We start from the raw sequence: 12890 nt of genomic DNA on the forward strand, positions 1-12890 counted from the left end.
TCTTCCTCCTATAGCTCTTGATAACATCCACACTTTAGGTCATCGATCAATTGATAGACCTTCGCTTCCGTCAACTCACCAAAAACCGTATCTTTGATTTTGATTACTGGCCCTTGGCCACAGGCGCCTATGCAAGGAATGCTGTGATACATAAACAATCCATCCGGGGTTGGCTGATCTGCGGGAACTTCTAATATCATTTCCAACACTTCAGATAACATCTCTCCCCCTGTAAAAAGACAAGGCGTACTATTACAAATTTTCAAAACATATTTAGCTTGAGGCTCTGTTTTCAAAATCGCGTAAAAACTTAAAATCTCATACACACGAGCCTCAGATAAATGAAGTCGATCTGCCACAAGTTTTGCGGTTTCTTCATCGATGAAACCTTCCTCAGAAGCATATTGAATTGCAATCAACATATTCAATATGCGTCGTGGATCTGAATCATTTTCTAAAATAATAGCTTCTTTTTCTGATAAACTTAATGAACTCATACTTTTTCTCTCCTACCTTCTACGCTATTCTCAGAAAAACGAACACCGCTTTTTGTTTTTATAAGATAAAATGTATCCAGTGATTTAGACGTCTCTAAAATAAAATCCGCATGACCAATCACATTGGCTGCTGTTTTTTTGATTGCTTTTTGATTGTCCATCATAAGAAACAATCCCGGTTTAACGACTTCACGAATTGAATTTGACTCACAAACGATCACGGTATCTCTTGGAACAAATTGGAGAAATGATAAAAATCCTTCTAACAAATGATCATGGAACACTTTTAATAGATACACTTTCTTACATCCTGCTTTTAACAATTCCATTGTATCTTTTGTGCCACTACACTTTGTCTCTTCAATCAACTCGTACCCTTCATCAATACTTGTACAAATGCCACAGCCTATTTCTCCTCGTTGACATTTGCCTCTTGCACCACTGATCGTGATGATTTTTAATCCATAAATAATGAAGCGATGACGATTTTCAGCAATGATTCTTTTGGCGATCGTCGTCTTACCACTATTGCGCCCTGTTGATCCAATTTGGATCATATTAAGAATTTCAATACTTTTCATAAAGACCATCTGGCTCACTCGCTTCCTTCTTTTCAGCATTTACAAACATCAGCGGAACAGCAAAAAATAAACTACCACCAACCGCATTTCCTAAAAATACAACGATCGTATTTAAAAGATAATCCGGCCATTGAATATGAGAAGCATTTGAAAAAATAGCAGCCGGAATTATAAAAGCATTAGCTACCACATGCTGAAAACCACAAACGACAAAAACCATCACCGGAAACCAAAGACCAAACATTTTGCCAAGATAACTCTTCCCCATTGCACCCAAATAAACCGCCAAGCAAACAAAAATATTGCAACCGATTCCAGAAACAAATGCTACAAGCATTGTGTCATCGATTTTTGCTTGCGCTACTGAAAGCGTCTTTTCTAAAAATGCCCCCTCAGTCAAACCAACGACATGTCCAAAGAAATAAGCCACTAGACATCCACCGATACAATTTGTGACTAACACGACTAGACAATTATAAATTAACGCTTTAGTCCTGATTTTCTTTTGTAAAACACCGAGCGTCATTACCATCATATTTCCTGTAGCCAGTTCACCTCCAACGAAAGTAAGCGCTACCAATCCGATTGGAAATAAACAGCCACCTAAAAATGTTGAAAAACCTCCCCAACTTTTTGGCATCGTTCCAGAAATTCTGATAAAAGATAAGTACCCCAGTGCAATAAAAAATCCAGCCATGATTCCTAACACACTTACCCTAAAAAAAGACAACTGACTCTTAGCTAACGCTTTATCCCCTAAACTTGTGACAACTTCTTGACTACTTTCAAAATCCATCGTAAACCCCCTTCACCTAGATAAGCCTCATTGACACCACAACGGTAATTCTTTTGGTAGGTTCACATTGTTCAATGCAAGAGACGATTCCACTACTTTCACTAAAAATCGGTTAAATTCTTTTCTAATACGCCAATCATTTGTCTGAAGTTGTTGCTGTAAAACAGCTAAACAAGAATGACGGTAAAAACCAAATAAAGGTTCTAGACGATCATTTTGACTACAAATAACGACATCATAAGCCGCAATTGATTCTGCCATTTTTTGAATCAAAGCGATATTCACGTTAGGAATGTCACATGCAAGTAAGAACAGATACTCTGTTTTAACTGTTTCTAATGCTGTAACCAAGCCACCTAGAGGGCCTTTTTCTGAATAACGATCTTCTTTTATCTCTACTTGTGAAAAACTTTCTGGAAATTTACTTCGCTTATCGGTTACCAGCAGCACTTCAGGAAAGACCCCTTTAAGCTGCTTCACCGTTTTCAATAACACAAACTCCCCATCGATTCGTAATAAGGACTTATCAAAACCCATACGAGAACTTTTTCCACCACATAAAACGACTGCTGTACAATTTGGTATCTTGTGTATGATCCCCACCTCTCTTTCAATATAAAATTAACTAAAAATTTATCATTGCTAAAAAATATTTTTTAGCCGCAACTTTTATTCTATTATAAAACATACTTGCAACATGTCAATTACTATTTTACTATTTCTTACCTTAAATTTTCTGTCACACCTATAAACTAAACATAAAACGTGTCTTTCTTACACAAAAATAAGCCTGTTTGCGAATAAATTAGGCAACTAAAAAAAACAAAAATCTGAAAAAGTTTCTGACAGATAAGGTATACTAGTATAAGAATATCGAAGGAGGTTGTTTTAATGGATTATAAAATGACAGAAAACACCGTTTTTCCATTAGTAGAAGTGGCTTTACGAACGGGTGAAAGCATTCAATTAGAGAGTGGTGCGATGGTTTACCACAATAGCGAGATTACGCTTGAAGGAAAAATGAACAGCAACGGGAAATCTGGCTTTGGTGGAGCGATACGGGCTTTAGGACGTTCAATGTCCAGTGGTGAAAGTTTCTTTATCACGAAAGCATCTGGTCTAACAGACACAGCCAAAGTTGCATTAGCTCCTGCAACATCAGGTACGATCAAAGAACTTCAAGTCGGAACAGAACATTGGCGCTTAAACACAGGTGCATTTTTAGCTTGTGATGCTAGCGTGTCTTATAATATGAAACGTCAAAAACTTAGCGGCGCCATTTTTGGCGGGACTGGTGGTTTATTCGTAATGGAAACGGCTGGCTCAGGATCATTATTGATCAATAGCTATGGTGATATCGTGGAAATCCATTTGGATGGAAGCAAACCTTTTGTTGTAGACAATCAACACGTTGTCGCTTGGTCTGAATCGTTGGATTACAACATCAAAGTAGCTTCTGGTCTATTTGGTTTTACAACAGGTGAAGGTGTTGTAAATGAATTTAATGGTACAGGAACGATCATGATCCAAACAAGAAATATCGAAGGATTAGCTGGTCTGATCAGCCCTTTTGTTAGTTCTGGTTCATAAAATAAAAGAAGAGCGTGGGATAAAACTAAACAACAGTTTTGTTTCGCGCTCTAAATCCAAATAAACAGCGAGACAAAAGCAGCTCCTTCGGAAATAAGCTGAAATTCACAAAAATTTGAAAGGCAATTTTCGTGAATTCCCTCTTATTTCTCGGAGCTAAACGCTTTTGTCTCGGCCTATTTTTTCAATTTAATTAATCTAAAAATCTGCAAATCCTGCTTCTTTTTCTTGAGTAAATAAATGATGTTTCTCCTCAATAATCTGATCAAAAAATAATGCTTCTGATACGCTATAATAAGGAATAACATAGACACTAGCTAAACCAAAACTAAAGAACGTAGCAAACTGCCAAAGTACAAAAGAATAAGAGAAGATTATATATTCAAGCCTATAGCCTTGCATCAAAGCTTGACTAAGTTGCATCGCTTCTTTTGGTGTTAGTTCAGCATCTTTTCTCAATAAATAATTCGTCATGCCGTAAGACAATTGCTTGATAATACCAGGAATGACAAACAATAAAGACCATAAGAATGTATACAATGTCACTAAAATATTCGCGCTCACTGTTCGTTTGCCATTTTCTTTAATAAACATAGCAAAAACGGTTTTCAGACTAAAGTTATTTCCTTCTAGATTATCAACAGCTGCCCATTGAATCATACCACGATATAAAATCGTAACAAACATCAAGAATATTCCAAACAGAAAGGCAAAAAAGCTCTTAAAACGAGTTTTTACCGTTGTTGGCTGTGCATACGTAACCATTCGGTTGGTATTTTTCAATGGTGATATGACCGACTTTTGAGAAATAGAATCCAGATTTTTCCCTCTAAAATCCTCTTCATTATAAAAATCATCTTGATAAAGACCTTCATCATACCCGTCGTCATAGCCGTCAAAATAGCCATCATCGTATCCATTTTGATAATCATTAGTAAATCGATTTGATTTTCCTGAATAGTTATCTTGCCAAGATTGATAATTATTTGATTGATCCGCCGTACTATTCGGACTTTGAAACAGAATCATTATACAAAAAAAATAGATAAATATGGCCACACTTGGAATAATAACGAGCAAACTCCAATTTCCATAATAACCATGCAGATAGCTCTGAGCTTTCTTTTTCAACTCACTTCGAATCATAATTATCTTCTTCTCCTTTTAACTTCATATTGAAGTTACTATGTATTTTTCACGTTGTTTCAATTATACCTTGTAATCTATCACTAAGACCTCTCAATTCCTTTGATCATTGTTAAAATTTATGAGAAATCATAAATAAATAAAAAAACTCACTAGGTTTCAGCGAGTTTTGTTTCTTTTGATTGACTATTTCCAGCGAATTGGGATTTGACCTTCACCAGTATAAGAAAAATTGCTGCCCTTTTCTACACGCCAGCTAAAATCTAAGTATTCCTCGTTGCCTTCTAAGTTATTCCACTCTAGCCATTCATCACTTTCAATACTAGAAGAATAGTTCATTTCAGCCCCTTCAAATTGTTTAGATGCCACAATAGGATCAAATAATCGGTAAGAGGTCGTTCCTTTTTTTAAGGTGATTGTAGCCATTCTGCCACAAGCATTGATTCTAATTTGCTTCAACTTATTTAAATTTGATAATGCTGAGATATCTGTTGTTAAGGTTTGTGAAAATCCTTCGTTCCTCAAACGTTCATCATAATTTTCAAATCCATTAAATTTAAGAATGATGGTCTCCAAATTAGGAGAGTTTTTAAAACTGTTCAACGTTAATTGATTACTGCCCTCTAACCAAACTTCTCTTAATTCCTTCAGTCCATTAAGTTCTCGAAAGCTATTGAAATTTCCACCTTCTCCTTGAATTATTTTTAAACTTGAAAATTGATTGAATCCGCTCAAAGAGGAATTAAGTTCAAACTCACCACCAAAAGAAGTAATATCTTTTAGCTCTTCTTTTTTAAATAATTGATAATCATTAAACAACGATTGTTTTTCTAATAAATTGGCTTCAAATTCCTCTGTCAACTTGTCAAAGAGTTTCTCATATTCCTCATTACTAATCAAATTATTCTCAAAGTCATTGTCTAATTTATCTATTTTTTCCTTATATTTATTTTTGTAAACCTGATCTAACTCTGTTCCAACTGTTTCTCTTATACTCAACTCATTGAAAAAAGCGTACGGCGATTCTGATATCGCCTCAACTTCATCAGTTGTTCCAATCGACAAACCCAACCCTAACGCCAATAAAACCATAGATGTTTTTACTGTTTTTTTCACTATTCGCTCTCCTTTGATAAAAAACTATCTATACAAATGATAGATATATTTATATTATCGTAAATATGTAGCCACGTCTATAATTTTTACAAATTGTTTATTTCATGTTTGTCTCACTCTGTTTAGAGTGAGACGTTATTCATTGTTTCAAGCAATGGACTTATACCATATTTCAATCCACTCACTCTAAATAGAGTGAGACCGTGAAAATGCAGTATTTCTCTTTAAAAATACAATAATTTCACCTAAAAAAAATATAAAATGTGAAAAAGATGAGAAAAATCATTAAAAATGGTTCTTTTCCCGTCAAAAACTGGTGCGGATCTCCCAGTAATTTTATGTGCACTTGGGGTTCGCACTCACGTTATTTATCTCTACTACTACATACCAACCATCAGTTTATTGATTGTATCAGCAAGCAGCGTACTAGCTAAGTTACTAAATACATCTGACGTAAACTGCGGTGCATGCTTTTTTAAAAATGCCGAAACTTTGCCTTCATCTTTTGACGTCGACTCTACCAACAATTGCGTACATGCGCGAAATTCTTCGCTGTTTTGTGGAAGTTTTGTCAATGTTGTCATGAGTTCTGCTGAGAATTTCTCCCAATCGATTTCTTCATTTTTTCCATTTGAAACACGATTATTATTTCCTATTACGACCGTTGAATTATTGATACCACCAAAATTATTTCTGCTTATTTTCATTTTTCCACCTCATTATTATCACCAGATACAACTGTACTATCATTGATACTTTGATCTACATTCACGACTCGGTTGTCGATCTGGATATTTTCTTGTTTCATATTGATCACTACTTTTTCTTTGCGATGAACGTTATTGATGCAACTTTCAATCACTTCACGTGCCTTTTCAGCAAACTCTTTGTTTTCACAATGAATCAAATAGGTAAATCCAGAGTTCAGATTAACATACATATAATATCCTTTATTTAGATTACTCATGATGACTAAAAAGATATAAAAACCAGTAACAATCATTCCCAATATGCCACTAAAATGATGATTTGAAAACCAAACTACAGAAACGATAAATAAAAGTGCTGCCAACCACGGTATTTTAGAATCTGGTTCTGCTACAAATATTTGAGAGACATTGCTGATTTGAAGCGTTCGATCATCAAGAGCAATAACATTTTTTTCTACCGAGATCTTAGTCGGATCTATTTTATTATTCCCGCTAGAATTTGCACTTAATTTCCCTATTATGTCTGCTATTTTCATTTTTTACACTCCTTTCAATATTTTTTTACCAAACCTATGTAATAATAGCATAATCCTACCTCTTTTAGAATAAAATTATTTACTTTTCGTTCATTTTTATTGATCGTACAAAAAAATAGGAGACAACTCATTGAGCAATCTCCCATTTATATTTTGTCGATGTTCATAATACTCATTAAAACTTATTCTGGGTACTGTTTTAATAAACTCATGTATTCTGGATAGTCATGTAAATTAGTTTGAAGATGTTTTTTGTTTGAACTCAGGAAACTATGCCGCTTGATTGCAAAATAAATCCAAACACCAATTCCGGCTAAAACGAAGGTCGCAAGAAAAGGACCAGTGCTATCAGGAAGAATATCAAAAACGTTGATCAAGAAAAATAGTAAACTAGCAAGAAGACCATATCGACCGTTTTTCTTCATTTTATTCTCAACCGTTGCATCTTCTTGACTTAATGGACGGCTACCATCCATCTCGATTTTATCCTTTTTTGCTGCTGTAACAATTACAACATAATCTATTCCTTCGTACTTATATGTAATTTTCCAAAAAGGAGCATATGTGTTCAGTATATAATCTATCATAGTGCTTCCAATTCGTTTGTGTCTATACGCTTTTTTAGTTGCTATATGTTTGATTTCTAACCTGTTATTTTCCAGTAGCTGAATACCGATGCATCCTACTAAAATAGTCTTGTCACACTGTAGATATAAAATCCGATCGTTATAGTCTAAATACTTTTTCAATTCATCGTCCACTTTGTTTTTTGCTGTAGCTTGGCTGAGTAATTCTTTGATCTCTTTAGCGATAACCGTCATTTTTTGCATTCTATCCCCTCCGTTCCCTTTCTTGTTTAATCAAAATTAACTGATTTCCCTAGAAAAGGCTAGTCTTGTTTCGTTTTCTCAATGGATAAATTTGACAAAAATAAAAAAAGACATTTACAATTTCTATAAATGTCTTTAAATACTTAAAAATTCTTATTTCTTTTTTCCCCATAACTTCATTGTGCTATCTCGATATAAGCCTTTCCGTTTTATGCAAACATTTCAATATAAGGACTATCTTCTTTTTGAAAGATTCGACTAGAAAAAAAACTTCTAGATCCTTAGCATCCGTTATCGCGTGATAACGTTGTTCATTGGTCCAGCTTATTGTTCTTCTCCTAAATACTCATCATCTGACATCATCACTTCTTTTGGCACACCAAATAGATACGTCAACACAAACGACAAGATAAAGATACAAATTCCAACCACAATATAGGTCACTAATTGATAAGAGCTATAAATATACATCAATGGTGATAAAATAACCGCTAATCCGTATGAATTCGCTTGCACATTTAACAATGATAAAACAGCGCCACCTAATGCAGAACAACCTAACATGATCCCCAGTGGTTTCATCCCATAGCGAATCGTGATCCCGAATAGCGCTGGCTCACTTACCCCTAAAAGTTGTGTTACACCTGCACTCGTTCCAATCACTTTTACATTCTTATCTTTGGCCTTCACACTCACAGCAAAACTCACGGCTGCATTGGCAAAGCCATACATCGCACAAAGTGTAATCAGTGGATTAAAGCCAGTTGTTGCTAATAAACTTGTTTCGATCATAATAAACAGATGATGCATCCCTGTCATGACTGCTAGAGGATATAAGAAACCAATCAGTAAGCCACCAATCCCAAATGGTAATTTGATCAAGCCAGTAATCAGGTAAACCAAACCATTTTCAACAAAGTGTAAAATTGGCCCTAAAACCAATAATCCCGTCAGCAACATTACCAAAATAACTACAAAAGGAGTAAACATCAAATCTAAAGAATTCGGCATTTTTCGACGTAACACTTTTTCCAATTTCGCCCCCAGTAACCCAATGACTAAAGCGGTTAAGACACTTCCTTGATAACCCACAATCGGAATAAACCCAAAAGCCATCAACGGTTCAACACCACTATTGATGTCTGCCACAGAATAAGCATTCGGCAACATTGGCGATACCAACATCAGCCCAATCACAAACCCAATGATCGGTGTACCACCAAACTTCTTAAACGCGGACCAACAGATCAACGCAGGTAAAAAAGCAAAAACAGTATCTGTTAACACACTTAGCAAAACTAAAGCAAATTCAGGAATTTTATCGGTAGATGTTCCAAAGAAAGCTAAAACACTTTCGTTCAAAAAGACGCCTTTCAACCCTAAAAATAACCCCGTTGCCACGATTCCTGGAATAATTGGTACAAAAATATCTGAAAGCGTACGAATCGCGTGTTTGATTGGATTACTTGGCTTTTTCATTTCTTCTAAAGAGGTTTCTTTTTCTAATAAATCATGATTGTTTTGAACCAGCGAATCATAAACTTTATTCACGATGCCAGTACCTAAAATAATTTGATATTGTCCAGCATTAAAGAATACCCCTTTTACTTGATCGATTTTTTCGATTTTTTTATCATCGATTAATTCTCGGTCTTTTACTTCTAAACGCAACCTTGTCGCACAATGGGTGATCCCTGTAATATTTTCTTCCCCGACAACATCGATGATCTCTTCTCCAATTTGTTTGTAGTTAATTGCCATTGTCACACACCTCATTTATTTTTTTAAATAAAACACTTTGATAAGGATGGAGCTTTAATTCATTTTCTTCGCTTACTAAATCATCATGAGAATTTAAAAGTAATTCAAACAATCCTTTTTCGAAGGGAATCAGTTCCTCTGTATCACTTAAATTAGTATAAGAATAGACCTCAATTCCATTACATTCACGTTTATATGCAACCACATTATCTGGCACATTCTCTAAGAAAACAATTCTCCCTTTTATTAAAACATCACTTACTGCACCTTGTTGTCTAAGTTCAATCATCTTTTGATAATGTGTGAATACCTGATTCTTTTGTGCATTTCGACTTGGATATTCTTCTGTCATAGCAAGCCATGGTATGGTCGTTGAAAATCCCCCATATTGGCTATCATCCCAAGGAAATGGCGTACGTGTATTGTCTCGACTTCGATGATTAACAAAGCTCATCGCTTCTTCCGGTGTAAACCCTTCTTGAATCGAACGATAGTAGTTATCGATACTTGAAATATCATTAAATTGATCAATCGTTTTACGTTTTGCATTTTGCATTCCAAGCTCTTGGGCTTGATAAATAAATGGCGTTCCTCGTAAGAAGAAATAGAGCATGCCTAACGCTTTGGCAGCTTCATCGGTTTGGTACTCAGGTTTGATAAATTTAGAAACAGCACGTGGCTGATCATGGTTTTCAATAAAATTAGCGCCCCAACCATTGGCTTGTAATACTTCTTGGGATTGCTTCAATTTCTCTTTGAATTCTTTTGTTGTCCAATTCGTTCGTTTAAACCAATCAGAACCAGATTCCACATCAATATCGGAATAATTAAAATCAAAGATCATCGAAAAATAGCCATCATCCCCAATAAAATCCCCATATTCCTCATAAGGAACGCCTGGCGCTTCCCCTACGGTAACACAGTTGTATTTTTCAAATGTTTCTTTTTTCAATTCATTTAAAAACACTTCAATTCCTGGACGATTTCGTGTTTTACTTTTACAAGACGCTAAACCATCTACGCCATCCGCAGGTAAACTAGCAAAATCTTGATCCTTCTTGATAAATGTGATCGAATCGATCCGAAAACCCACAATTCCTTTTTCTAACCATCTGTTGATCATTCCATATAATTCTTGGCGTAAGACTGGATTTTCCCAATTTAAATCGGGCTGTTTTTTATCAAAGGCATGGAAATAATAGACCTCTTCATCTGGTAGCTTTTCCCAAACTGAACCGCCAAAAATCGAGCGCCAGTTATTTGGTTCAGTTTTCCCTTCTTTAAAAATGTAATAGTCACGATACGGACTTTCTTGGTCTTTTAAAGCCGCTTGAAACCACGGATGTTCATCTGATGTATGATTGATAACTAAATCTAAAATCACTTTGATTCCCAGTTCATTCGCCTCTTCTAACAATTGATCAAAGTCAGCCATAGTGCCAAATTCAGGATTGATTCCTTCAAAATCAGAGATATCATAGCCATTATCCACCATTGGTGACGTAAATATCGGACAGATCCAAATCATGGTAATCCCTAATTCTTTCAAGTAAGGTAACTTTTCTCGAATCCCCTGAATATCCCCTATTCCATCATTATTTGAATCCTTAAAGCTTTTTGGGTAAATCTGATAAATCACTTCTTTTTCCCACCATTTATTGTCTTTCATGTCTATATTCACTCGTTATTCATCCTTTCACCATGCGTGGTATCGATATCATATTTTCGTAAGAATAAATCCACCTAGGTGGATTTACGCTCGATTAGCGATAAAATAAGCTCTTGTTTATTTACTTTGTAGGTTGTTCCTTCAATCAACGCAACCATCAATCTCGTAGCTTCCATTCCTAAAGCTGTTGTTGGCTGATTGATGGTGGTTAGTGGGACGGCAATAATACTTGTGCTTGGCTGATTATCAAACCCTAATACTGCCAAATCTTCTGGTACACGTAATCCTTGTTGAAGCACTTCTTGGATAATTCCAATCCCAACCTCGTCACTTCCACTAAATACAGCATCTGGCCGCTCCTTTTTAGGTAGAGCCAATAGCTCTTTTGCTACTTTTTGACCATCTTTCATGTTATGGACTTGTTTAAAAATCCATTTGTTTTTGATGGGTAAATTATGTTCAGCAAGTGCTCGTTCAAACCCTTTCGTTCGACGCTGACCATGTCCACCAATGGTTAGATTTCCACCGGTACAATAGGCGATTTTACGATACCCTTTTTGAATAAGATAATTGGTTGCTTCATAACTGATTTCTTCTTGATTAGTGGAAATGTTTGGAATACCTGTTCCTTCTAATTGTTCATTACACAAGACAATTGGACCATATGTTGAATACCTTTCAATCACTTGTGAATCACTTTCAATAGAAGTCATGATAACACCAGCAACCACTTGTTGTTTTAAATACTCCAGCATTTTCAACTCTGCTTTTGGATCATCATACGTTTGCATGATCAACAGCTGGTAGCCATGTTCTTTTGCTTGTTTTTCGATTGCATCCACTAAATAAGAAAAAAAAGGATTAGTGATTCTTGAAATCAACACACCAACTGTGGTACATTTTTTTGAACGAAGTTGTGTTGCAATCGCACTCGGCGCATAGTTTAGTTCATCCATTGCTTGTTGTATTCGTTCTTTTTTATCATCTGAAATATACGGATGATCGTTCAAAAAACGTGAAACTGTCGAAACCGATAAACCAGCTTTTTTTGCGACATCTTTGATCGTAGCCATGGTCTTCTCCTTTTGTGATATCGATACCATAAATATAGAGTATCTTTTTATTTTTGTCAATGCTAAAAATGAAAACTTACTATTTTAGCAAGACTAACTTCTTACCTTAGTAACTTTTCAACTAAACCATTACGCCACAAAAGAAAAATAAAACAACTCAGCGTCAATACAATAAGTATTATTTGAACCAGCATTGAAAAATGAACGCCAAAAAAGAGACAAGTCAGGATAGATCCTAAAATCATAGCCGATAATTGTTCTGATAAAAAACCATATACTCGAATTTTTTGCTCATAGGTGTCTCTTTTTAGCTTATCAACCATTCTGTAGTCCTCTTTAATTAGTTCATCCAAAGAGAGTCCGTAAAAATCACTTAGATTTAATAATTTCTCTATATCAGGATATGTTTTTCCAATTTCCCAATTAGAGACTGTTTGTCTAGATACATACAACTTTTGAGCAACCTCTTTTTGAGTATAGCCAAGTTGTTCTCTTTTTTCTTTTAAAATTTCACCAATTGTCATCTTGCTCACCTCTCGTTTATTATCGCTTAAATCAGGGTCAAAATCACGCAAAAAAAGCTTG

General features: G+C 35.3%; 14 protein-coding genes. 1 reads left to right on the forward strand and 13 read right to left on the reverse strand.

Annotation, left to right across the window (positions count from 1 at the left end; genetic code table 11):
• Positions 1–8 precede the first annotated feature (8 nt).
• Genes IGJ02_RS11180 through mobA form a run of 4 tightly spaced genes read right to left on the reverse strand, consistent with a single transcriptional unit; the run spans position 9 to position 2477 of the window.
• Positions 9–497, reverse strand: coding sequence for an NAD(P)H-dependent oxidoreductase subunit E (locus IGJ02_RS11180; protein WP_430602034.1), 489 nt, complete (start codon positions 495–497; stop codon positions 9–11).
• Positions 494–1078, reverse strand: a complete 585-nt coding sequence (locus tag IGJ02_RS11185) for a hypothetical protein (protein WP_430602035.1) — start codon at positions 1076–1078, stop codon at positions 494–496. The genes IGJ02_RS11180 and IGJ02_RS11185 overlap by 4 nt, the downstream gene beginning before the upstream one ends.
• On the reverse strand, positions 1065–1874 hold the full coding sequence (locus tag IGJ02_RS11190) for a formate/nitrite transporter family protein (protein WP_430602036.1): 810 nt from the start codon (positions 1872–1874) through the stop codon (positions 1065–1067). The genes IGJ02_RS11185 and IGJ02_RS11190 overlap by 14 nt, the downstream gene beginning before the upstream one ends.
• A 27-nt stretch (positions 1875–1901) precedes the next feature.
• Positions 1902–2477, reverse strand: a complete 576-nt coding sequence (mobA, locus tag IGJ02_RS11195) for a molybdenum cofactor guanylyltransferase (RefSeq protein WP_430602037.1) — start codon at positions 2475–2477, stop codon at positions 1902–1904.
• Between the two features lie 288 nt (positions 2478–2765).
• Here mobA and IGJ02_RS11200 point away from each other — a divergent pair, with 288 nt between their 5' ends.
• Positions 2766–3464, forward strand: coding sequence for a TIGR00266 family protein (locus IGJ02_RS11200; protein ID WP_430602038.1), 699 nt, complete (start codon positions 2766–2768; stop codon positions 3462–3464).
• A gap of 198 nt (positions 3465–3662) precedes the next feature.
• Here IGJ02_RS11200 and IGJ02_RS11205 read toward each other — a convergent pair whose 3' ends face one another.
• The 9 genes from IGJ02_RS11205 to IGJ02_RS11245 form a co-directional block, all read right to left on the reverse strand.
• A complete protein-coding gene (locus IGJ02_RS11205; protein WP_430602039.1) occupies positions 3663–4610 on the reverse strand; it encodes a DUF975 family protein in 948 nt (315 codons plus the stop codon).
• Between the two features lie 186 nt (positions 4611–4796).
• A complete protein-coding gene (locus tag IGJ02_RS11210) occupies positions 4797–5726 on the reverse strand; it encodes a hypothetical protein (RefSeq protein ID WP_430602040.1) in 930 nt (309 codons plus the stop codon).
• Between the two features lie 380 nt (positions 5727–6106).
• Entirely contained in the window at positions 6107–6433 is a 327-nt protein-coding gene (locus IGJ02_RS11215; RefSeq protein WP_430602041.1) for a hypothetical protein, read from the reverse strand.
• On the reverse strand, positions 6430–6972 hold the full coding sequence (locus IGJ02_RS11220) for a hypothetical protein (protein WP_010763120.1): 543 nt from the start codon (positions 6970–6972) through the stop codon (positions 6430–6432). Before IGJ02_RS11220 ends, IGJ02_RS11215 begins: the two co-directional genes overlap by 4 nt.
• Positions 6973–7154: 182 nt before the next feature.
• A complete protein-coding gene (locus IGJ02_RS11225) occupies positions 7155–7802 on the reverse strand; it encodes a GNAT family N-acetyltransferase (RefSeq protein WP_430602042.1) in 648 nt (215 codons plus the stop codon).
• Between the two features lie 324 nt (positions 7803–8126).
• On the reverse strand, positions 8127–9563 hold the full coding sequence (locus tag IGJ02_RS11230; RefSeq protein ID WP_010763116.1) for a PTS transporter subunit EIIC: 1437 nt from the start codon (positions 9561–9563) through the stop codon (positions 8127–8129).
• On the reverse strand, positions 9553–11232 hold the full coding sequence (locus IGJ02_RS11235) for an alpha-glucosidase (RefSeq protein WP_430604105.1): 1680 nt from the start codon (positions 11230–11232) through the stop codon (positions 9553–9555). The genes IGJ02_RS11230 and IGJ02_RS11235 overlap by 11 nt, the downstream gene beginning before the upstream one ends.
• A 74-nt stretch (positions 11233–11306) precedes the next feature.
• Positions 11307–12305, reverse strand: a complete 999-nt coding sequence (locus tag IGJ02_RS11240) for a LacI family DNA-binding transcriptional regulator (protein ID WP_430602043.1) — start codon at positions 12303–12305, stop codon at positions 11307–11309.
• Positions 12306–12406: 101 nt separating this feature from the next.
• Positions 12407–12829, reverse strand: coding sequence for a helix-turn-helix domain-containing protein (locus IGJ02_RS11245; protein ID WP_010763113.1), 423 nt, complete (start codon positions 12827–12829; stop codon positions 12407–12409).
• Between the last annotated feature and the right edge of the window lie 61 nt (positions 12830–12890).

The sequence above is a fragment of the Enterococcus sp. DIV0724b genome, assembly GCF_050531475.1.
Taxonomy (GTDB): domain Bacteria; phylum Bacillota; class Bacilli; order Lactobacillales; family Enterococcaceae; genus Enterococcus_L; species Enterococcus_L haemoperoxidus.